The sequence below is a fragment of the Actinomadura sp. NBRC 104425 genome (assembly GCF_030269545.1).
Classification (GTDB): Bacteria; Actinomycetota; Actinomycetes; order Streptosporangiales; family Streptosporangiaceae; genus Spirillospora; species Spirillospora keratinilytica.
Map to the genome: position 1 here is coordinate 13,589 of NZ_BSTN01000042.1, position 21,728 is coordinate 35,316.

At 68.5% G+C, this 21,728-nt stretch carries 19 protein-coding genes and 1 pseudogene; 8 read left to right on the forward strand and 12 right to left on the reverse strand.

Annotated elements, in window-relative coordinates:
- Positions 1 to 160 precede the first annotated feature (160 nt).
- A complete protein-coding gene (locus QSK22_RS31905) occupies positions 161 to 1,414 on the forward strand; it encodes a tetratricopeptide repeat protein (RefSeq protein WP_502872394.1) in 1,254 nt (417 codons plus the stop codon).
- A 461-nt stretch (positions 1,415 to 1,875) separates the two neighbouring features.
- Here the strand turns inward: QSK22_RS31905 and QSK22_RS31910 are convergent, their stop codons facing one another.
- The 4 genes from QSK22_RS31910 to QSK22_RS31925 all read right to left on the reverse strand — a co-directional run bounded on the left by QSK22_RS31910 (position 1,876) and on the right by QSK22_RS31925 (position 3,571).
- The gene (locus tag QSK22_RS31910; protein WP_285498204.1) at positions 1,876 to 2,253 is read right to left on the reverse strand and encodes a hypothetical protein; all 378 of its coding nucleotides are present in this window, start codon (positions 2,251 to 2,253) and stop codon (positions 1,876 to 1,878) included.
- Positions 2,250 to 2,546, reverse strand: a complete 297-nt coding sequence (locus QSK22_RS31915; RefSeq protein ID WP_285498205.1) for a hypothetical protein — start codon at positions 2,544 to 2,546, stop codon at positions 2,250 to 2,252. Before QSK22_RS31915 ends, QSK22_RS31910 begins: the two co-directional genes overlap by 4 nt.
- A gap of 288 nt (positions 2,547 to 2,834) precedes the next feature.
- Entirely contained in the window at positions 2,835 to 3,080 is a 246-nt protein-coding gene (locus QSK22_RS31920; RefSeq protein WP_285498206.1) for a hypothetical protein, read from the reverse strand.
- Between the two features lie 245 nt (positions 3,081 to 3,325).
- Positions 3,326 to 3,571 (reverse strand): hypothetical protein, encoded by a 246-nt coding sequence (locus tag QSK22_RS31925; RefSeq protein ID WP_285498207.1) that lies wholly within the window; start codon positions 3,569 to 3,571, stop codon positions 3,326 to 3,328.
- A 143-nt stretch (positions 3,572 to 3,714) separates the two neighbouring features.
- Between QSK22_RS31925 and QSK22_RS31930 the strand changes: the two genes are divergently transcribed.
- The 4 genes from QSK22_RS31930 to QSK22_RS31945 all read left to right on the forward strand — a co-directional run bounded on the left by QSK22_RS31930 (position 3,715) and on the right by QSK22_RS31945 (position 7,464).
- Positions 3,715 to 4,545 (forward strand): helix-turn-helix domain-containing protein, encoded by an 831-nt coding sequence (locus tag QSK22_RS31930; RefSeq protein ID WP_285498208.1) that lies wholly within the window; start codon positions 3,715 to 3,717, stop codon positions 4,543 to 4,545.
- Positions 4,542 to 4,745, forward strand: a complete 204-nt coding sequence (locus tag QSK22_RS31935) for a DUF397 domain-containing protein (RefSeq protein ID WP_285498209.1) — start codon at positions 4,542 to 4,544, stop codon at positions 4,743 to 4,745. Before QSK22_RS31930 ends, QSK22_RS31935 begins: the two co-directional genes overlap by 4 nt.
- A 355-nt stretch (positions 4,746 to 5,100) precedes the next feature.
- Positions 5,101 to 5,760 (forward strand): ATP-binding protein, encoded by a 660-nt coding sequence (locus QSK22_RS31940; protein ID WP_285498210.1) that lies wholly within the window; start codon positions 5,101 to 5,103, stop codon positions 5,758 to 5,760.
- Positions 5,761 to 6,435: 675 nt separating this feature from the next.
- Positions 6,436 to 7,464: a MarR family transcriptional regulator gene (locus QSK22_RS31945; protein WP_285498211.1), complete on the forward strand. Its 1,029-nt coding sequence runs from the start codon at positions 6,436 to 6,438 to the stop codon at positions 7,462 to 7,464.
- 466 nt (positions 7,465 to 7,930) lie between these two features.
- On the opposite strand, the gene QSK22_RS31950 is transcribed toward QSK22_RS31945, so the two are convergent.
- The 8 genes and pseudogenes from QSK22_RS31950 to QSK22_RS31985 form a co-directional block, all read right to left on the reverse strand.
- Positions 7,931 to 8,872, reverse strand: a complete 942-nt coding sequence (locus tag QSK22_RS31950; RefSeq protein WP_285498212.1) for a C40 family peptidase — start codon at positions 8,870 to 8,872, stop codon at positions 7,931 to 7,933.
- A gap of 38 nt (positions 8,873 to 8,910) precedes the next feature.
- Complete coding sequence (locus QSK22_RS31955) at positions 8,911 to 9,834, reverse strand: replication-relaxation family protein (protein WP_285498213.1); 924 nt, start codon at positions 9,832 to 9,834, stop codon at positions 8,911 to 8,913.
- Complete coding sequence (locus tag QSK22_RS31960) at positions 9,831 to 12,296, reverse strand: DUF8128 domain-containing protein (RefSeq protein ID WP_285498214.1); 2,466 nt, start codon at positions 12,294 to 12,296, stop codon at positions 9,831 to 9,833. Before QSK22_RS31960 ends, QSK22_RS31955 begins: the two co-directional genes overlap by 4 nt.
- The gene (locus QSK22_RS31965) at positions 12,293 to 14,104 is read right to left on the reverse strand and encodes a VirB4 family type IV secretion system protein (RefSeq protein WP_285498215.1); all 1,812 of its coding nucleotides are present in this window, start codon (positions 14,102 to 14,104) and stop codon (positions 12,293 to 12,295) included. The genes QSK22_RS31960 and QSK22_RS31965 overlap by 4 nt, the downstream gene beginning before the upstream one ends.
- Positions 14,101 to 15,090 carry a PrgI family protein gene (locus QSK22_RS31970; RefSeq protein ID WP_285498216.1) on the reverse strand — a complete coding sequence of 330 codons (990 nt, stop codon included), beginning with the start codon at positions 15,088 to 15,090 and terminating at the stop codon, positions 14,101 to 14,103. Before QSK22_RS31970 ends, QSK22_RS31965 begins: the two co-directional genes overlap by 4 nt.
- A gap of 479 nt (positions 15,091 to 15,569) precedes the next feature.
- Positions 15,570 to 16,781 (reverse strand): annotated as a pseudogene (locus tag QSK22_RS31975) (TrbL/VirB6 family protein); the annotation flags it as partial.
- On the reverse strand, positions 16,778 to 17,104 hold the full coding sequence (locus QSK22_RS31980; protein ID WP_285498219.1) for a pilin: 327 nt from the start codon (positions 17,102 to 17,104) through the stop codon (positions 16,778 to 16,780). The pseudogene QSK22_RS31975 and the gene QSK22_RS31980, both read right to left, overlap by 4 nt.
- Positions 17,105 to 17,378: 274 nt before the next feature.
- Positions 17,379 to 18,206, reverse strand: coding sequence for a sigma-70 RNA polymerase sigma factor region 4 domain-containing protein (locus QSK22_RS31985; RefSeq protein WP_285498220.1), 828 nt, complete (start codon positions 18,204 to 18,206; stop codon positions 17,379 to 17,381).
- 582 nt (positions 18,207 to 18,788) lie between these two features.
- Between QSK22_RS31985 and QSK22_RS31990 the strand changes: the two genes are divergently transcribed.
- From QSK22_RS31990 to QSK22_RS32000, 3 genes are all read left to right on the forward strand, one after another.
- Positions 18,789 to 19,631 (forward strand): hypothetical protein, encoded by an 843-nt coding sequence (locus QSK22_RS31990; RefSeq protein WP_285498221.1) that lies wholly within the window; start codon positions 18,789 to 18,791, stop codon positions 19,629 to 19,631.
- Positions 19,631 to 20,515 carry a TRM11 family SAM-dependent methyltransferase gene (locus QSK22_RS31995; RefSeq protein WP_285498222.1) on the forward strand — a complete coding sequence of 295 codons (885 nt, stop codon included), beginning with the start codon at positions 19,631 to 19,633 and terminating at the stop codon, positions 20,513 to 20,515. The genes QSK22_RS31990 and QSK22_RS31995 overlap by 1 nt, the downstream gene beginning before the upstream one ends.
- Before the next feature lie 382 nt (positions 20,516 to 20,897).
- Positions 20,898 to 21,452 carry a recombinase family protein gene (locus QSK22_RS32000; protein ID WP_285498223.1) on the forward strand — a complete coding sequence of 185 codons (555 nt, stop codon included), beginning with the start codon at positions 20,898 to 20,900 and terminating at the stop codon, positions 21,450 to 21,452.
- Positions 21,453 to 21,728: the final 276 nt, after the last annotated feature.

A 21,728-nucleotide genomic window follows, 5' to 3' on the forward strand; every position in this document is an offset into this window, starting at 1 on the left:
CCAGGCCCGTTGGACGCCACAGCGGAATCTGCTGGGCCTTGACCACTAAGAAGTCCACGAAAGACGAACGCCCAGCACCTGACCGAGAGGCCGTCCTGAACTACGCCGCTGTGAGTGTGGGCGGCGCCGAAGCCGGAGCGACGCGTGCAGTGGGTGGGGCATGTGGATTCAAGGGCAGATGCCGAAGCCTCCCTGGCGCTCCTTGGTCGTCCAGGTGCTCGGTCAGGAAATGGGCCGGACCATCACCGTCGAAGAGATGGGCCGGCCCGCCGACGAGCCGGACACCGTCCCAGCGGTCGCCGGTCTACAAACTCCCTGGCCGGCCGCTGGGACCTTGCGCGCACTTCGTGCGGTCACCGACGCTGGCCTTATGGACCGGCGCCACTTTGTGATGCTGATGGGTACCTCGCTCACCGCGCCCGCCCACGAATGGCTCATCGCTCGCCCCGCACAGGCTGCCGCCCGTGCCGCCGGTTCCAAGGTGCCGCTCAGCGTCGTCGACGACCTGGACCACATCACCGACCGTCTGCGCCGTATGGACGACCGGATCGGCGGTGGACAACTCCTCAGCCTGATCCACGAACACCTGCGGTACGTCACCACCCTGCTGGACGAGCACAGCTACACGGCCACCGTCGGCCGCCGCCTGCACGCCACCGCCGGCGAACTCCTACGTCTGGCCGGATTCGCCGCCTTCGACGACAACCAGCACGCCCGCGCTCAGCGTTACTGGATCGCCGGACTCCACGCCGCCCACACCGCCGGCGACCGCGCGCTTGGCGCCAACATCCTCGGATTCATGTCGTGCCAGGCCAAAGACCTCGACGGCGGCCATGAGGCCTTCGTGCTCGCCGAAACGGCCCGCGACGCCTACCCCGGCGCCAGCCCCAAGGTCACGGCCATCCTCGCGCTCCGCGCCGCCGAGGCGAGCGCCAATGACCAGACCGCCACCGCTGCCCACCGCGCCAACCAAACCAACCGCGCAATCGAGGCCGCCTTCAACGCGCTCGCCGAGCAACCACCCTCCAGCGGAGATCCCGCGTGGAGCTACTGGATGAACCTTCCCCAAGCCCACGCGCAGGCCGGCTACTGCCACATGAGGATCGGAGACTACCGCCAGGCGCGCTTCCACCTCCGCCGCGCGCTCAAACTCCAGGATTCCACGTACTCGCGCGAACGTGCCCTGCGGAAGTTCCTCCTCGCCACCACCTACCTCAAGCAGCAACAGCCTGACCTCGACGCCGCGTTGGCTCAGGCGAACGAAGGAGTCGCCATCCTGACCTCTGAGGTCAACTCCGCACGCTGCGTGGGCCATCTACGCCGCTTCACAGAAGCACTGGCCCCCTTCCGCCGGTCCGCCCCGGCCAAGGAGTTCCTCGCCCAATCCCGCTCGCTCATCAACTCCCGCTCGTAACCGACCCGGTACCAAGCTCCGCCCCTGGCGCCGAAGCGCCCACCGCGTAGAAGCGCTCCTCCTGCGTGATCGCGGCGGTAGTCGTATACGACATCGACCGTGCGGCGCGGGTCACGTACCTCGCGATGTTGACCCAGGAGGCGCCATGCGTTGCGGCATCTGCAAGAAGTTCTTCACAGTGCCCCCTACCTGGAGAACTGGCGAAGTACGCAGCCAGTCTGCTACCTGGTGGCCAGCGCGGGCGGTTCTCGCCCTCTGCGTCCTCGAAGGGCGGACTTCCGGCCAGACCGTCGCAACTGTCTCGATCAGCTCCTCGGCATTCGAGTGCCGGCCAATGGTGCCAGAGCCCCGTTGGGCAAGTCCGCGATGGCATCGCCTACCATGCGTCCGCGAACCCCGTAGGAGAGCAGTCCCGCCCGAGTCACCCAGACCGCTTCCTTTCAGGGTTTCCCCGACGAGGCCTAGGTTGTGTCGGTCACCTTCCAGTCATCCGGGTTGATCCCCGCGCGCAGGAACACCCGCCTGATGTCCGCTACGGTGCCGACGCCGATCCCGTGGATGCTGAGCAATTCGCCACTTTGCAGCAGCCGCAGCAGGTCACCGACGGTCCGGCAGGACTTGCGGTAGTAGAGCAGCCGGTTGACCGTGCGTCCCGGCAGGGCCAGGCACTCCAACGGGCAGTCCAGGGAGACCACGCCGCTGGGATGCCGGTGGGCGACCAGCCCGGCCGGGTGCTCCTCGTCCGGGAGCCGGGCCACGCGGCCGGCCTCTTCCAGCAGCCGCACCAGATCACCCACGGTGCGCAGCCCCAGGCACGACACCGGACACGCCGGCGTCACTCCGACATGCCCCGCGACGTGCGCGCCGGCATGCCCGGCGCCGTCTCCGGCAGCGTCACCCTGTTCCGCGGCCACGGCCAGCCCGCCGGATTCAGGATCGCCCCCCGCAGCTCCACCGGGTCGACCGCTTCCACCAGCCGCCACCGGGCCCCGATCGGCGGCATCGCCCACCATGAACCCGTCGCCTTTCCGTACCACGCCGGTACCTCCGGAAACTGCTGTCTGATCCACGCCAGCGCCGCCCGCTCGTCCGCCTCGGACGGCGGCATGCGGCGCGGCTGCTCACCTGTCATCGCGTGGCCCGCCGTGCGACGCCGCGTCGGTCGCGGAGGACACCCCCAGGAATGTGGCGATCCTGTCGGCCGCCTGTGCGGTATCGGTCGTCGGGCACAGTGGTTCCAGGTTCGGGGGAGACTGCCGTGGCGGCGCCCGGCGGATCCTTCGGCTCTTGCGCATTTGCGCCCTCGCGATCCACGGTCACCGCCCGCACGCACTACCGAACAGGACACCGACGACTACGCATACGACGCCGTAGGCGTAGAGGCCCAATGTCACCGCGTCCGGACCCACAGGAGGCATGTTCACGACCTCCCCAGGTCCCAGATGATCGCCTGGACGCACCCGGTGACGTTCCAGGCGCGCGCGATCCTCGCTCCGTCGGCTATTGAGGTGAACCACCAGTCGCCGTTGCGGTAGTCGTATACGACATCGACCGTGCGGCGCGGGTCACCGTACCTCGCGATGTTGACCCAGGAGACGCCATGCTGTGAGACCAGGCTGACCACCAGCTCCCGGCGTGCCTGAATGGCAGCGTGCAGCGCCGCCAAGTGCTCGTGTTGTCGGTTGATTGCAGGCCAGCTAGTGGTCGCTGCGTGCCTTCCCCTTCTGAAACCCATGTCATTCGCCTCGCCTGATCAGGTTGCGATTTCCGGTGGAGGGGCGTGGGCGGTGCACCAGGGGGTACGTGCACCGCCCGCGCCGCCTCCACCCTCTTCTTGGGGCCACTGGGGCCTCCTACCAGCGGCCCCCTCGGCCGGTGATCAGTACGGAGGGTGCGCCCTTCTTCCGTCTGTCACCGGAGCATCATTCGCTTCTGCTGCGCGCGCTCGGCCTCCTCCGCCAGCGTGGCGCGCAGAGCGTCGGCCGTGGGGCACATAACGGTCGCGTCTAGCCCCTGGTTCGGGTCACGCAACGTCGCGACCCATTCACCTAGGCTGCCGTCGAGACGAACAGCGCGGAAGATCCTGTGGCCCGTGAAATCCGCGCGGAGGCGGTCGAGGGCTTGGTCCTCAGGGTGCATTCGCGTGCGCGTTTCCATGGCGGGCTAAAACCTCCGCGTCCGACGTCTGTAATGACCCGTTACCAGCGTTGCGGGAACCGATACCCTCTGCTACTTAGAAGCGGCACAGCTGCCCCCTAGTAGGCCCCCAGCATGATCCGCAATCCCGGAGGTGACCCCCTATGACCGGATCGCCAGAAAATACTCGTGACCCTCTTATTCGGGCATTTGGTAACATCCTGCGCAGCTATCGGAAGGCGGCCGGTCTGTCCCGAGCGAAACTCGCCGAGGCGCTCGGATGCACTGAGGGATGGATCGAGCAGATGGAGACCGGGACCAAGCCGTCGGTCGCCTCAGCCATGGACCTCGATCACTACTTCGGCATCCGCGAGAAGGTCTTCCAGCACATGGCCGAGGAGATCGAGAACGCGGGGATACACGCCGCGCCGCCACCGGGTTTCGAGGAGTTCGCGAGACGTGAAAGGAAGGCGAACCAGATCCACCACTTCGGGGCGCTGCTGATCCATGGGCTGGTCCAGACCCCCGCCTACGCGGAGGCGATCCTGGCGTCCTACCTGCCGCCTGGTGCCGTCGACCACGCCTTGAGGATCCGGATGGAGCGGAGGAGAGAGATCCTCGAACGGGACAACCCTCCTCGTCTGTGGCTCACGTTCGACGAGTGGGTCCTGCGCCGGATGGTCGGCGGCCCGGAGATCATGTACGAGCAGTTGGCCGATCTCCTGCAGGTCGCCGAGAATCCGCTCAACACCATCCAGATCCTCCCGCACAACACGACGCATTACGTCGCCTACTCGGGGACCTTCACGGTCCTGGGCTTCGAAGACGCTCCCTCCCTCGGCTACATCGAGGCAGGAGGCCAAGGGATGCTGATCCAGGACCCTCATGCGGTGGCGAGCTGCGCCGTACGGTACGCGTCGCTACAGGGCCGCGCGTACAACGTGGACGATTCACGTAAGGTGATCAAGGAAGTGATGGATAACCTGAAACCATGAACGACTTGATGGCCGCCCAGTGGCGCAAGAGCAGCCACAGCGGTGCGGAGGGCGGCGAGTGCGTAGAGGTCGCCGGCCTTGCCCCCGTGATCGCTGTGCGGGACTCCAAAGATCCGAACGGCCCTAAGTTGATCATCAGCGCCGCGGACTGGCGCGCGTTCACTCGTCGCGTGAAGGACAACGAGCACGACTTGGCCTGACCCCCCCACGGATCGGCGAGCCCTCGACCTGGCGCAGGTTGAGGGCTCTTCAGCTTGTTGGTGCCAGAGCACCCGTCATCCCTCGGGTGCTTCGGGCTGCCGTTGGCCCTGCCTGACTGCAGATCTCTGCTTGTGCCCCGCGGTGAGAGGGCCATCCCGGGCGTGTGGGGGTCGTGCTCAGCGGTCCAGGACCGCCCCAGGTGTCCTGCGAGGCGGCTACGAACAGGAACCGGCGGTTCGTCGAATGGGCCGGAGCCAGGTAATCCTTGAATTCTGTTGGGCTGCATGTTATCTGCGAACCGGTGCATGTTTCTTTGGCTGAGCAGATGGTGTGACAGGAGCTGCGGTCACAGGCGTGCGTCTGTCTTTGCGGCTCTGGTTTCCGCAGATCCCAGTTGGAGGCGGTGAAGTCGATGTGCCCTTGACATTCGACCGGGAGTCGGTCCTTCATTGGCGGTGGGCCGCCCGTGTCATTCCGGGCTGCGTTGCAGCGGCGGGCGGTAACGTCAAGGAGGGAAATAGAGGAATGCCGAGGCAAAAAATGCGCTGCGGCTCGGCGGTCGAATGGATGCGGGGCGAGCCGATGACCTGGCGTCGGGCGTATCTGGGCAGGCTCGATCAGGTGGCGGCGGCACGCCAGTTCGCTGCCACCCTGTTCGCAGGGTCGGGGCACGAGGCGGACGTCGCCTTCATCGTGACCGAGCTGGCCACCAACGCCATCCGTCACAGCAGATCGGGCGATCATGGCGGCTGGTTCGGCCTGGACCTGATCTTCGCCGACGTCGCAACCATCGGGGTCTCCGACCTGGGCGGCGGCAAGGTGCCGACCGTGCTGCCCGAACCGCCGGGCGGCGAGCCCAAGGGGTACGGGCAAGGGCTCCGCGCGGTGTCCAAGCTCGCCGTAGCACTTGGCGTCCACGGTCGCCCGGACTACGGTCACACCGTCTGGGCTGAGGTGGACATGCGGGTGAACGAGACCATCCGAGAGGGTCTGGCCACGACACTGACGTCATAGGGAGGGCCCAGCCTGGTAGTAGCAGGCTGGCCCCTCGGGACCTAGGATACGGGTCCTGACGCTGAGGCCCTGTCCGCTTAGCTCTTCCGAGAGGGGCGGGCAGGGCCTTCGTATGTCCGGTTCGTTTCGGGCTGAGTCTCGGTCTCCTTCACGGTCTCCGTTTCGATCTCCTCTTTATGATGCGGAGACCTGGCGAAGCGGATCTGCGCAGGTCGCAGGACTGGTAGGTATGCGCTTGGTGGTGCCGACTCACCCGCAAGGGTGCCTCAAGGGCATCGTTCTCCCAGTCGAATTCTAATAAAAGTAGAGTCCCCTGATGCGCTCCCAAGGGAAGAACTAAACCCGCGTGTAGGGCTCGCTCATACGCCTGGGGAAGCATGCTCTCGAACCAGAAGGGTGCGCAGGCGGAAACCGTGCGCCGGGTGCGGATATGCCCTGCTTTTCAGGTGGCTCCGCGCCCGGGGGCGGGTGAATGTCAAGCGCTTTCGGCGGAAGTTGTGCGTCAAATATTGCGTGCAACGGTGGCCGAGGTAAGGAGGTTCAGCCGTCCCGGTGATTAAAAATCGGTGCGCGGGTCTTGAGATGTGCCGCGTATCGAGAAATCGTGGTGTCACGGCAACGAAATACCGGCGACGAAATCAACGGCCGCCGGTACCGACGAAAAGGAGTCAGAAAATGGCCGCGACGAACACCACCGCCACCGCCGCCCCCGCCGCTGAGGACACCGTGACCGCCACCGGTTCGGCTGCGGCCGTGTGGGACGCGGTGACAGCCAACCCGGGCGCCACCATTGCCACAATCGCCAAGGCGGCAGGCGTCACGCGCGCGGTTGCCAAAAACGAACTGGCGGCGCTCGCGTCGGCCGGTCAGGTTACGTGCACGCCGGGCAGCGTAGGGGCCAACGGCCGCCGTCAGGCGGACACGTGGGCGCCCGCCGTCCCCGTGGCCGGTGCCACTACCGGGGATCCCATCACCGGCGGCGCAGCGGCTGACACGGGGGACGGCGCCGCGCGGGCGGCTGCTCCGACCGGCGGGACGGCCGCCCCCGCCATGTCGGCGGAGATGATCGAGAACGCCATGCGGATCATGGCGCAGGAGGCCGAGCGGCGGGCGGCCGCCGAGGCGGAACTGCAGGCGAAGATCGCTGAGGAGGAGGCGCGGCGGGCGCGGGTGATGGCGGAACTGGCCAAGGCCCGCACCGCTGAGGCGACCCGGCGCGCGCTGACGGGCCTGCTGGCGGCCGTGACCGAGACGTATGCGGCCGTGGTGGCCGGGGACGACGCGGCCACGGCGGCCGGTCTGGAGCGTATCTACGCCGAAACCGGCAACGTGCGACGCGCTTCCCGGGTCACGCCCGTCCGCACCACGGGCACGGGTACGCGCAACGGCACCGTTTCGGGGGCGGGGCGTGCCGCGCCGCGCCCGCTGCGCCCGGAGGTGTTGGCGCACCTGTGCCGCCACCCCGAGACGGATTTCACGCCCGGTGAGATTGCCAAAGTTCTCGAACGGTCCTCGGGCGCGGTCGCCAATGCGTTGGACACCTTGGTCAAGAAGGGCGAGGCCGTGCTGACCAACGACCGTCCCGCGCGGTACCGCGCCGCCGCCCCGGCTGCGACCGGTGGCGCGGGTGAAGGCGCCTCGGCTGACGCGACGGCGGACGCGGGCACCGGTAGCGGACCGGAAATCGGCCCTGAGGGTGGCTGACGGCGCCTGACCACCGGTAGGGGCGGGAACCCATGCCACGGTTCCCGCCCCTACGCGTGCGCGGGCCGTGGTGGTCGCCACCGCCCGCACCATTGCCCGGCGCGATGTGGTGACATGGGCCTGAGACGGCCGTAGGGCGGCGCACCGGGTGCGCGTGCCGTTCGGGTTGCCCACCCGGTTTCGGATCGGCTGGGGCGTGTTGGGCCCGTGCTACGGCGCGGATGGCGGCGCCGTTCGGTACGGCCGTGGTTTGTGTGCGCCCGTGCGACCCCGTGGCGGCCATAGATACTGTTCCGGCCGTTCGGGCGGGTGACCCGTGGGCGCGGGATGCGGCAGCGTGTGCGGCGTGCTGACGGGGTTCGGCGGTATTCGTTGGGCTTGATCCGCCGGTGTCGTTGGGAAGCCGTGGGCGGCCGCGTAGGCGGCCGTCGCCGTTGCCAGTGCGGGTGTGGGCATGCCGTGGTGGTCACCGGGCGGTGGGGCGGGCGTAGCCGACGAGGTCTGGTCGGTTGCGGAACGGGTGGACACGGACCTTGAGGCCGGTTCGCGGTGCTTCGATCATGCGGCCGTTGTCTAGGACGAGGCCGACGTGTCCGGGCGCGTGTTGCGTGCCGCCAGAGCCCTTGAAGAAGACCAGGTCGCCGGGTCGTTCTTGCCCGGCTGGCACGTGGGGCAGGGCCCGCCACTGCTCTTGAGAGGTTCGGGGGAGCGTCACGCCAGCCTGGTGCCAGGCGTAGCGGGTGAGGCCGGAACAGTCGAATCCCACGATGCCCGCGCCGCGTCCGAATCCTTCGCTGGGCCCGCTGAGGCCGCCCCCGCCCCAGGAATAGGGGGTGCCGAGCCAGCGCAAGGCGGCGCGGAGCGCGACGGCCGCCCGCCCTGACGCGGGCACGGGGACGGCCGCGCATGCCGATGCATCTGCGTCCCGACCGTATTCGGCGGCGCGCCGCAGAACCTTGCGGACGTACCAATCGGCGTGGTTATAGGCGAAGATGGCGCGTTTCATGTGGGCGGGCGCGCCGTTGGCCTTGAGGTAGCGGGCGGCGGCGGGGATCGCATCGGCGGGATCGTAGACGTCGTATCTGCCGTCGCCGTTGCCGTCGACACGGTAGGCGCGCCAAGTGCCCGGCATAAACTGCATGGGTCCGGCTGCCCCCATGTGGTTGGTTCCCGAACGGATGCCCGAGCCCGGGCCTCGGCCGTGGTCGGATTCGGCGTCTCCGATTGCCGCGAGAACCGTCCATGGGATGCCGTACTCCGTCCCGGCCTTGACGTACAAGGCCAGGTAGGCGGGTGGGATGTCGATTTTCGCCGTGCGGCCGGGTGTGGCCTGGCACAGCCCGTCGCCCCCGCCGCCGCCCGCGCCCAGCACGGCCCCAAGGGCGCCGACAAGTAGCACCAGAACCATGAGGACGAGGGCCGCTAAGGCGATGACGGCGTGTGTCATCATCCGGCCTCGGGACTCGTGTCGGTGGAGGTCGCGGGAAACTCCCAGGCGTCCGCCAAATCGGCGAGGCGGTAGCGGGGATCGGTGACCCCGGCTGGTAGCCACACGGGACCGGCTGGCCCCTCGGGGGCGGTTGCCGAGGTATGGACGGCGGTCGCCACCGGCACGGGCGGTGTGCCGATGTGTCGGCGGAAATTCGCTTCGCGTGTGCTGCTGGGTAGCCAGAACAGCACGGGGGTGATGCGGCCGGTGACTTGCGCTTGCCGCGCGTAGGCGTGGATCTTCTTGGCCAGGCTGGTCAGGGTCTCGGTTCCGGTGTCGTGTTCGAGAAAGAACTCCAGCAGTGCGGGCGTCCGTCCGGGACGTGTCTCGGTCCAGCAGCCGAAAGCGTCGGGACGGACGTGCTCGCCGCAGAGAGAGGCGCAGCGTCGTTCCGACCACCATGCTTCAAGGCGCGTCCCGTCGGCGCGCTGGCGAGCGTAGGCGTACAGACTGACGAAGAAGTCGTTGAGACCGACCTGATGCCCGAGCCGTTGGGACAGGGAGATGTTCAACGCGGTGTCCTGGCGGTAGCCGAGTTCTTTGACGCTCGTTCCTCGCTGGGCGGCAAGGACATGGGCGCCGGCGGGCCCGAGGACCCAATGCCAGGAGTCACGGCCGACGGGGACCCAGGGCTGGAACCGCAGTAGCGCGAAGGCCCGGTGCAACACTCGTAGCCGTTGCTGGGCCCTGGACAGGCTTGGGAAGAACACGGCGGCAAGCTGCGCGGTGGTGAGCACGCGGTGTTCCCAGACCAGGCGCAGTATCTCCCGGTCGCGGTCGGTGAGCCGACAGGCGAGGTCGGAGATCAGCTCCGGCGTCATCTTGGGTGGCCGGACGTGGCCTCCGCGTAGGCGGTTGGCGGGCTTGGCAGGCGTGGTCATCGCGCTCCTTCGTGCGGGCGGTCGGTACGGGTCCGGTAGGTGGGCATGAGGCGGTCGGGGCGTGCGGCGAAGCGCTCACGGGAGGCGGCGCGGACGGCGTCGGCGCGCCCGGGGATCACCTCGGGTAGAGGCCGGGTGCGGAAGGTGAACGCCGAGGAGACGGTGTTTCCGCTGACGATTCGTCCGGCGGCCTGGAAGCCGCCCAGGTGCGACAGGTCGTGCGGGGTCAGCAGCGGCGCGACGTGGTGAGCGAGGTCGGTCGCGTCTTCGGGTGAGACGGTGAAATAGATCTTGTTGCGGGCGTCGGCCGATACCGCCTCGCGTAGGTCCTTGGGCAGCTGAGACAGGTGCTGATGGGCCAGGACGAGAGAAAAACGGTAGGCGCGGGCTTCGGCGAGGATGTCAGAGATCGAGCCGGGCAGGTTGAGGAAGTTGTGCGCCTCGTCGACGTATGCGGCGGCGTCTGGCCGGTCGGTCTCGGTGAGGCGGGCGCGTGGAGTGATGGCCTGCCAGGCGTGCGCGAGCAGCAACGATCCGCACAGGCGCGCCGCATCTTCGCCGAGTACTCCCTTGGGGAGCCGGGCCAGGATGAGGCCGCCGCCGTCCAGGATTCGGCCGAGGTTGACCGTGGAGGCGGTTCCGGACAGGGCATCGCGCACGAAGGGACGCAACAGGACGGCGCGGAGTTTGTTCATGACCGGGCTGATCACGGCGGCGCGGGCGGCGGGTGACAGCTCCTCGTAGGAGGACCAGAATCCCCGCAGAAGCGGATCACCGATCTTGGCGACCACGTCGGCGCGGTACGCGCTGTCGGTGAGCAGGTTGGGAATCTCGCTGAGCGTTGCCCGCGGGCCATGGGCCTTGATGAGGGTGAGGCATGCGGACCGCATCAGGTCGTCCAGCCTCGGACCCCAAGCGGAGGAGAAGCAGCGGCGGAAGGTCGTGACGATCGACTCGGCCGCAAAGGCCGGATCGGGCCCGGCGAGGACGTTGATGCATGGTGGCGGTCCGGCCTCGGTGGGATCGAACACCACCGTCGTGCCGATGGCGCGCTCGGGCAGCCGGTCCAGGACGTCGGTGATGAGGTCGCCTTTGGGGTCGATGACCAGGGCGCCTCGCCGGGCGTGCGCGTCGCCCAAGATGAGGTTGGCCAGGAAGGTGGATTTGCCGACGCCGGTCTGGCCGAGCACGTGGACATGCTGGCGGGCACCGGCCACGGGCAGCGCGACAGGGCGCCGATCACTGGTTTCGGCGTCGCCGAGAATCCGCACGGACCGATCCGGGCCACCGGAAGGGACGGCCGGGGACGGCGCGACAGGTGCGGCTCCCGCCCGGGTGACCCCCGGGGCGGCCAGGTCGTGGGGCAGGTGAGCGAGTGCGGCGAGTTCGGCCACCGACAGCAGGTAGCCCCGGCCGAGATGGCGGGTGGCCATCCGGGCCGCTGGGGAACGCAGGCGCTTGCGGCGTAGGTACTGGTGGCTTGAGGAGTAGAGGGCGAACGTCGAGGCGAGTTCATGGGCGTGCCCGCGCAGCCATCCTTGCGCTGCGTCTCCGTGGCGGCGGGTGGTCGCCACGGCGTAGACGATCTGTACCTCGAACCGCGGCTGCTGTGCCTTGGCGAGGACCGCTCGCACCTGTTCGGCGCGTTCGGGATGCATGCGAGCAAGCTCGCCTGAGCTGGGGTGACCCGATCCGCTGCCGGGTGTGAGCAGATCGAAGACCCGGCCTTGGGGCGCAGTGGAGCGCCCCCCGCGTAGCGCCGAGGCGGCACGGAAGGCACGGTGAAGACGACGGCCCACGGTCGGCCGGGCGAGAACCTGAACGGCGGCGTACTCGCCGTGGCCCAGGTTGGAGACCGCGCCGAGTAGCGCGCGCAACGGGTCGGCCTTGTGGTCGGTGGCGAGCGGGAAGTGATCCGGATGGGCGACGACGAGGCGGCCTCCGGCGGACGAGGCCTCGATGGGGAGGGGCGGGGTGGCGTGTGTGGTGCTGATGGTGGCGCCCGGCCACGCGGACCTGACCGCCTTCTCTACCACGCCTGGCGGAACGGTGCCCGGTACCCAGACCTGGACGCGCAGGCCGTCGGCGTCGGCCACGTACTCCCAAGCCACGTGCGGCTGTCCGAACAGCGCGCGTTTCCACCACGGGCCGGCCAGGCCGACGAGGTGACGCCACCATGCCGCCGCGCTGGTCTCCTCGACTTTCGGCGGTACGGCGATCTCGATGAGACGCGCGCCGTCGGTGTAACGGTGGTGCCGCCACTGCCACACCAGCGAGCGCGCACCGGCAAGCGCAGCTGCTGCGGCGAAGGTGGTCCCCACGATGCTCGCTCCGTAGGGGACGCAGCGCTCGGCGAGCTGGGTGGGGTCTTGGATCAGCTGGCCGATGAGGTTGTCGAGGTGGTCTGTCCATCCGCCGGCGGCGGGAAGGAGACCGGAAAGGGCAAAGTCGGTGAGATTCACAGCGGGTCTTCCGTCTGGTGGTCGGCTTCGGAGGCGTCGCGTGTGGCGAGTTCGGCGGGATCGGTGGTCGCGAGGTTGTGCTCGAATGCGCTGGCCTGCGCGCGGAACGCGGCTCGATCCCCACTGGTGGCGCCCGCGCACAGCAGACCTTCGCCGCGTTCGGCCGACAGCAGGAACGCCCGCTCCCCGCCGGTCAGGCCGAAGGTGTCGGTGATCTGGTCGATGACCTGTGGTGCCTGCCGGAGGAGGATTTGGGTGGCGGCGTTGGAGATGACCGCGCGGCCCAGGTCGGAACCGAGGAGGTCGGCGGCGTCCTGGGTGACCACCGCCAGCCCTGCCCAGTGCTTGCGCGCGCTCTTGGCCAGCCGATAGAGGAACTTGGCGCCCTCGGTCTGTTGCATGAGGGTCCACGCCTCGTCGACCACTACCAGGCGGCGTCTACGGTCGGACGGATTGGCCACGCGCCGCCAGATCGCGTCCAGCGCCAGCAGTATCCCCACCGGTCGCACCTCGTCCGGGAGATCCCGCAGCGAGAACACGATCAGGTGCCCGTCCGGTCGGGTGGTGGTCGCACCGGCGAACAGTCCCCGATAGGAACCGGTCACGTAGGGGGCGAGGCGTGACGCCAGTTCGGCGGCCTCCGGCGCGTGGTTCTCCCTCAGTTGGGCGACCAGGTCGGCCAGCAGCGGCGCTGCTCGTTTCCACGTGCGCGGATCGGACGTGATGCCCTTGCGGGCGTAGGTGGCGATCACCGCGTTGTCCAGGATCGCTCGCGTCGCCGAGGGCAGCGGCTCGCCGAGCATCGCCGCGACCAGCGTTTGAAGGAAGAGGGCGCGGCGGATCAGGGTGTCGTCGCCCTGCCCTTCGGGAAGGTCGAAGGGGTTGAAGCAGACCGCGGGAGCGCCGAGGGCGATGTGGGTTCCGCCGACCGCCTCGGCCATGCGCCGGTATTCGTCTTCCGGGTCGATCACGGCGACCTCGACGCCGTGATACGACAGCCGCAGCGCTTCGAGCTTGGTGAAGTAGGACTTACCCGCGCCCGAACGGGCGATGGTGACGGAGTTGTAGTTGTCTTGGCCGAACCGGTCCCACAGCACCACCCCGGAGGAGTAAGCGTTCAACCCGTACAGCACCGGCACGTCACCGAGCCGGGGTCGCAAGTCGGGTGAGGTGAACGGGAACGCCGCAGCGAGCGCGCCGGTGTCGAACGCGCGCCGGATCCCCAAAGTGTCCGATGCCAGCGGCAGCGTCGCGACCCAGCCCTGCAAGGCGCGGAACGTGACGGGCTGGGCGTCCAGCAGCAGTGAAGCCGCCAGCGCGCGGACGCGTTGAGTCTCGGCTTCCAACTCGTCGGCGTCCGCGGCGTGCACGGTGAGATACAGCCCCAGCCGGAAGAGACGTCCGTGACCTCGCGCCAAAGACGCGGCCAGTTCGGCGGCGTCGTCTGCGGCGGCCTCTGCCGCGAAGTCGGCCAGGCGTCCTCGTTCGGCGTCGGCGCGGGAGGAGGACTCCAGCCGGGCGAGCTGGCGGCGTAGCCGTTGGGCTGCGACCAGGGGAGGTACCGGTTCGATGTGCAGGGAGACATCCAGGTGGCCGGGGTAGGTCAGCAACGGCTCCAACCAGCCCGCGCTGACTTCTCGCGGGTAGCCGGCCACGGCGAAAGAAGCACACGCTCCTCCGGGCAGTTCCACCGATCGCGCACCGACTCGAAGCGCATGCGGAGCCGGTACGGTCGGCGGCTCCTCGCACTGCATGAGGTGACCGCCGGTGGTCAGGTCGGCCTTGTGTCGTCTGATGGGGTTCTTCATTGCGGGGCCTCCTCGGGCTGGTGGGTTGTGACGACCTCCTGGGGGTCGGCGGTGGTGGCAAGGGGCGGTTCGCCGGGCGACAGCGACTCGGCGAGCACCTGTACGCAGGTGGGGCCGTCCAAAACCTCGGCGGCGATTCCAAGCACCGCCAGTGCGTGGACGGCCTCCTCCGCGCGCCGCAGAACCACGGCGGCCCCGGCCTGGCGTGCCGTCCGGCGCTGCGTGCCGCGTGCCCAGGGCCGCGCCTGAGGCCGGCCGGGCAGGTGGTCGCGGATGACGATGAGGACTTCGCGGACGAGCAGGTCACGCGCGCTGCTCAGTTCGGCCAGGTAGGCGGCGTGGCCCTCGGCGGCTTCTTCCAACGCGGGATCAGGCAGGTGGGGCGCGGCCTCGGCGACTTGTCGTGCGAGGTCGGACAGGTCCACGGCTCGCGTGCGTACGAGGATCTGCGCGGGTGCATCCAGAGAGTTGAGCCACCGGCCGAAGGCGGTGACGAGGGCGGCTTGTTCGGCGTGGGTCCGCAAGGCGAACGTGATCGTGCCTGCTCGCACCATCACGGCTGTTCCGCCGTCCGCGAGTTCGAGAACGCCGTCTTGGCGGACCGTGCGCACGGGGAGCCGCAACGGTTCGGGCAGCCGTCCGCGCACTCGACACCATGGGGGCGGCGGCTCTATGCCTTCTGGGGCGTGAACGCGTTCCCGTGGGTGGCGAAGGTGGTCGAGCGCGGCCAAGGCGAATCGGTCCAGGCTCATTCCGTCCCGGCGGGCTGTGGCAAGCACCAATCCGGCCGCGACGATCGGGAACACGGCCGCCACCACGGCGGGCAGCGGCAGCCACGGCGAGGTCACCAAGTAGACCCACAACCCCACGGCGGCGGTAGCGGCCAAGATGGCGAGCTGCCGGACGGTGAGGCCGTAAAGGATCTTGTCGGGTTGGTCGACGTCGGCGGGAATCTTGGCGGTCAGCGCTTCGTCGTCACGGGTCACCGCGTCCTCCTGGGCTTCTTGGGCGGGTCGAGGCGCAAGGTGAGCTGCCGGGGCGGTGCGGGCCGCTTGGGCATCCCCGGGAACATCAGCTGTCGCGACCGCACACGCGGCCGAACCGGAGGCGGTGGTGGCGTCGGCGGGCGTGGCACGCGGGTGGCATGGATGGGCAAAGCCAGTTGCACCGGTCGCTTGGCACCCGGCTTGCCGGGGATGCGGACGGGCAATGCGAGCTGTGTCGCCCGTCCTTGCTTGCCGTTCCGGTCGCGCTCGGGTCGCACGTCTCCTCCTCGCTCAGATGGCGGGCCGTCCGGGCTGCTCTGCGCATTCGGCGGCGTCTTGCGGAGATTGATCGGTGGCGAAGGAGGGCCAGAGTCATCACGATTTCGGGGAGGGATCAGTTGCGCAGGTTCGCCGCCATCAAGCCGCCGAGGCTTGGTGGGGCCTGGCCTGCTGGGTGGCCGTCGCACACTACGGGCCGCGGCGCCCTTGCCGGCCTTCCCCAGGAGGGCACCGATGCCGCGGTAGAGCACGAAGGTTTTGATCAGTTGGCCGAGCAGCCGCGGCTGCGCCGGACGCCAGACCGTACGGGCCACCCAACCTGGTATCCGGATCAGCACCATCAGCAGACCGATCGCCAACAGCAGATCGAGGAGGTCGTTCTTGCTCGGGATACCGAGCACGATGCCGTCGCCGTCCGCGGGCTCGGTCAACAGCACGTGAAACGCGGTCACCAGGACAAGCGACTGGCAGTCCTGGATCGCCAAGATCCCCGTGATGCCGCGCCACCACAGACGGGCCAGTCCATCGGTCATCGGCAACGCGTGGAACATCAACGCCAAGGGGGCGGCTGAGATGAGAACCATGGTGATGGCCAGACGCATCACGTAGATGAAGGCCACGCACACCGCGAGAGCGATCACCACCAGCCCGACGAGCAACATGAACGCGCCGCCGCTCGTCACATTGGTCAGCAGGCCGCTGTCAAGGGTCGTGGCGAGGCCGTGGACGGTGATCTTCTCCGGGCCGGACTCCAGGAAGCAGCGGGCCAGCGCATTGGCGACGCTGATCCCATACCCGATGACGATCAGACTGAGATTGGCCGCCGCGAACGCCAGCACCAGCCGCGGCAGCAACTCCTTGGGCGACAGCTCGCCCGGCACACACTGGCCCGCCATCAGCAGCACGCCCGCGACCGTGACCAGCAGAACGAAGCAGGTATTGGCGATCGTCTGAGAGACGCCCCACACCTCGCGCACCCGCCGCATGCTCGCCGAGTCGATCTCCGGCGTGCCCAACGCCGTGGCGGCCACGAACTCCAGCACGGGCCTCTTCGCCGAGTTCAGCATGTCGGCCAACCATCCGTTGACCGCCTTCTTGGTCTTGCACCCGACGTCGAGGAACCCGCAGCCGTCCTTGTCCGCAGGCTGTTGCAGGTTCTTGGCCGGGGAGGCGGGGTCCTGCGCCCATGTACCGGGGGAGGGCTCACACCACGTCTCCGGCGTCGGGTTGAGGCCTCGGGCTTTTTGGGCTTTGCCAGAGCAGGTGCCCGTCGCCGTCGCCTTGGGGCTTGGGGACGGCGACGGCGGGGCGGTGGTGCGGGCGTCGGCGGTCTCAGCGAACGGCAGACCCGTAAGGAGGATCACCGTCCACACCACCAGTGGCACCCACCTTGCGGAGGCAGACGGTGTCATGCTGTGCCCACGATCTGCTGCAAGATTTTGACCAGCACCGGAGCCAGGACCGCGACGCCGTATCCGATGGCCGAGTAGCGCAACGTTTTCTTGGCCGCCTCGACCTCGCCGGGATCACCGCCGGCGAGGATGTAGCGGACTCCGCCTATCGTGGCGAACAAGGTCGCCAGGCCGACCAGAAGCCCAACGATGACGTTGCGCAGATTGGCGATGACCTGTTCCAGCGAGTTCACCGCGACCAGCCGCGTACTCCCTTCGGCGATGCCGGGCACGGTGAGCGAGGCGACGACGCAGCCCACCGTCCACAGCACGGCCGCCGCCAAGAGCCGGGTCCGACTCACCCGGCAGCCCTGTCGGCAGGGGCGGTTGCAAGCGGCTGGTTGCAAAGAGCGGTATCGGGTGTCCACGGCAGGCCTCCGAAAGAGCGTGTGCGGGTTCGGATGCCGGACGAGACCAAGGACTCGGAGCGGCCCGGGTGTGGGTGTCCTCCTTCACAGCGACTGCGATCGGAAGGCGGGTGCGGCGGGGACCGGACCACCGTCCGCCCGAACCGCCCCAGAGCCCGTTGATCTCGTCCGGCATCCCTGAAACACCGCGTCAGAGGCCGGGTTTCTGCGACGCGCCGTCGAAGTTTGCGCAGAGTTGACCTTGGCCGATCGCCTCGGCCAGACGAGCCTCAGCGCGTTGACGCCGCGCATACAGCTTCTTGGGATGCTCACCGCGGGCGTCCGCGTACTCGGCCAGCGGGATGCCGTCCAGCCGCGTCGCCTGAATCAGCGCGGCGGCCTCACAAGTGATGATCCCTTGGTGGATTGCCTCATGCAGCACGGTCGCCGGATCGGCGCCGTCCGAAGCTGGGAGCGCCGGCAGAGTGTCGGTGGCGAGCGCGAGGTGACGCTCATCCCGGCCGCGGGCGCGAAGGGCGGCCTTACGCGCCCACAACAGCAGCCGCTCGGCGATGTGGGGCCGGGTGACGTCGATCCGCTTGAGCTGCGCCACGAACTCGGTCAGCAGCTCCGAGACGATGTCGTCGGCCACGCTGGGAGAGGCCGTACGGGTGGCACGTGCGGCGATGTTGAGCAGTCCCGGGAGCGCGACGCCCACGCACCCGATGACCCAAGACGGGCCGTCCTCACGCGACCGGCGGACCAACTCGGCCCACACTGCGTCGCGGAGACGATCGGTTGCCGCAGGGGCGAGAACCATGTCTGTCAGCTCCGCCAGATCGACCATGCGGGGCGGAAGGCCGTGACCGATGGCGGCGCCGTCCAGTGCAAGTGGCGACGGACCGGTGACAAGAAGCCGGAACGTCGCCTCGGCTGCATCCAGTGCGTTCCCCGCCCCAAGACGCCGCCCAGTGGTGTTCTGGCGTGCGCGGGCGTTGATGCGTGGTGCCGTGTGATTCGTGACCTCGTCGGCGGTCATGGTCAGCCCCCCGAAGATCGTCGGAACCGGTTGGCGACCGTTGTGCACCCCTCGGCGGTGAAGGCCCAGTAGAACGCCGGTAGGTCTCCGGTACCGCCCCGGTGGACGCGCTGCTTCCAGCTCGCTGCCGCAGGTTCATCAGAAACGACCCTGACCTGCGAGAACGATCACGCATTGCACCTGTGCCGCGGGCAGCGGGTAAAGCCCTGGAAAGTTCCGAACGACCAGGGCTACGAGAACGGTCACGAAGATCACCGTGATGATCAAGCTTCAGGGCCAATCGCGAGCAGCTCGCGACTGGCCCTAACTGATCTAGGCCCCGACCTCACTACGGTCCAGTCCAGACCACCTCCTCGCTGTGACCGTTGGCCGGCATGCCCGGCGTGCCTGCGTCCGCCGGCAGACAAGCTCCGGTGGCATGACGAAACCTTGACTTCGGCGTCCGCAGAATCTCGGGGGCGTCAGTGGTGTTTCAGAGGTGCAGTGGGGACCGGTGACCGTCTGGGTCACCAACGCATGACGAACAGACCTTCCGGGCCGGGCGGCTTCGGCGCGGGGCGGCAAGGATCAGGCGCCCAGCGGGTGACGCGACGGCTGGTGCCGCTGACGGTATGGCTGTGCTCCGACGCCGTCACAAGCGCTCCGTCGCACAGCAAGAAGCGCACCACCGCCGCCGACCTGTGCCCGCATCACCGAGGAGCGGTGGGACGGGAGCTGGCGCGGCACCTGATCGGTTCGTGTACAAGCGAGGGCGATGTGGTCGCCGAGGCGTTCGCCGTCAACGAGGCCACCCTCGTCACCGCCGCTCGGATGGGACGGCGTGGGGTGGCGCTGGTACCGCACTTCCCGCTCGCCAAGCACATCGGCACCCGGCTACGCGCCACGCTGCCGGAGAACAAGCTGCGTTCGGTGGCCATGCGGCCCTGCCGCCCCGACCAGATGCGTCACGGGCTGGCAGACCTGCGGGGCGATGTCGGCCTGGTGATCGCGGCACCTCCGCCGTATGAGGCCGGCGGCCGTGCCTCCAGACAGGCCGGAAGCCAGACTTGCCCGGCGTGCCGATCGGACCTGTGGATGCTCAGCACCCAGCAACTCGCCGCATTCCTCGCGGCCACATGGCAGGTCCTCCGCCCCGGCGGGCACTTGGCGATCATCACAACCGTGCGGTACGAAGACGGCCGTCTGATCGACCCCGCCCCGCGCGTCATCCAGCATGCCAACGCGTTGGGCTTTCGATACGTCCAGCACGTCATAGCCTTGCGCGTCCCCGTCGAGGGGGACTGCCTGATGGTCCAGGCGACACCCACGGAGCTGGCGCAACTTCGCGATGTGCGCTCACGGGCCCTGCCGCCCGTGGTCACTGTCCACGCCGACGTGTGTCTCTTCACCCGCCCCGACAACAGGGCACGCAGGGGGCGCGTTTGATGAACACGCCGCACCAGACCGGATCTGAGCCGCTGCCGTCCGTACTGCCGGTTGCCCAGCGGCCGTCCCGCGACCAACGCAAAGGCCGCTATGTGCCCGAGTCGATGCGGCACCCGGGCAAGATGCTTCCCGCGCTGGCCGCACGCGTGATCGAGGCGTTCACCACCCCTGGTGAGCTGGTCCTCGACCCGATGTGCGGCATCGGAACGACCTTGGTGGAGGCGATCCACCTTGGCCGGTCTGCCGCGGGCATGGAGTACGAAAGCGACTTCGCTCATCTGACACTGCGGAACCTTCAACTCGCCCGAACACAGGGCGCGAGTGGCACGGCTCGGCTTGTGTGCGGTGACGCCCGCAACGTCGCCACCGTCTACGCGGACCTGGCCGGCGAGGTCGCCCTCGTACTGACTTCACCCCCGTACGGCTCCCACACCCACGGACAGGTCACCGCGGGGCGGAAGAACCAGAGCGGAAAGGTCGAGAAGGCCCATTACCGCTACTCCACCGACCCGGGCAACCTCGCTCACCGCAGCATTGGGGAGCTGCTGGAGGCGTTCGGGCACATCCTGGCCGGATGCGGTGAGCTGCTGCGACCGTTCGGAGTGGTAGCGATCACCGTCAGACCGATCCGGGTCAAGGGCGAGCTGATCGACCTTCCCGGCCACGTGGCCGCGACCGCCGAGGAAGCCGGCCTGACACTGACCGATCGCCTCGTCGCGCTGCTGTGCGGTCTGCGTCACGGTGGCCTGGTGAATCGGGCCTCCTTCTTCCAGATGCTCGAAGCCCGGCGTGCCCGTGACAAGGGCATCCCCGCATGCGCCATCGCGCATGAAGACCTGCTGGTGTTCCAACGCGCCACAGACCTGGCCAGGAGGCGACGGTGAACGTGGCGGCCACGGTGGGGCTGATGCCGGGTGTACCTCATACCTTCGAGGCGACCCGGTGCAGCGCCGCGCCGCTGACTGCGCTTCGTCGAAAACGCCATCGGTCCTCAAAACCGGGCCTTGATAGGGCCGAGACGGCGATCAACCCAGCCTTGCCCTTGACGCCGAAGGCGAGCGTGTATTGACGCATGACCCACCGCCGCCCACCGCACCGGCCGTCACGGCCGCCTGGGGGCGGTGGCCTGCCGGTGGTGGAAGAGCCCCCGCGGCCGCGCCGGAGCACACGCAAGACGCCGCAACACCTCACAGCGCGAGCACGGCGCCAAGCGGAGACCGTTGACGGCTCTGGCTCCATGCACACTCGCAAACGAACGGAGAATCCATGCCAGGCACCAACACCGAGGACGGGCGGAGCACGCCCGGCGGCCACGACCAGGCCGGCACCAAGACCCGTGCCCGCTCGCGGCGCCGCGTCAAGCGCTTCGCCTTCTATGGCTGCGCGCCACACGGCTCCCTGACCGGCAGCCCCGCCGAAGCCCTCAAAGAGATGCAACTGTCCAACGCCCGCGAGGTGATCGAGGCGTGCCATGGGGAGATCGTCGCCGAGTACTTCGACACCTACAAGCGTCACTCGACGGCTGGGGGCCCACCACCGGAGACGCACCGGCCTTGGGGACAACGGCCTCAGGCCCGCGCGTTGATCGGCGCGCTGAACACGAAAGACTTCGATGCCGTGGTGATCGGTGACCTCACCCCCGCCACCTTCGGCGCCACCAGCGTATGGGAAGTCGTCGGACTCCTGCGCTACCACGGAAAGTTTCTGTGGATCCCCGGCAACGAAGAACCTCTCAACCCCGCGAATCCGGTTCACACCCTGCTGGTGAAGGTCCTCATCGGCCTGCCCGACCCCCAGCCTCGGCGCGCGCAGCCTCGGTAGCGGGTCACCAGTCAGGCTCGTCAGTCGCGCCCGGCCGCACCGAATCAGCCTCACTCGGCCTCCGGTGCGGCCGGGCCGCTGGCTCCGCCGAACATCCGACCCACGTAAGCACAGCTAAGGGACGGTACATGGCAGATCGCACCAACAACGGTCACGTCCAGCGGAGTGGTGTATGAGTCGGCCTCCGCGTGATCCTGTTGCTGCAGGTTAAGCGGTGAGTTCTCGGTTGTCGTCCTCGGGGTCTTGTGCGGTGCCGTCGATGACGCGCAGTCTGGC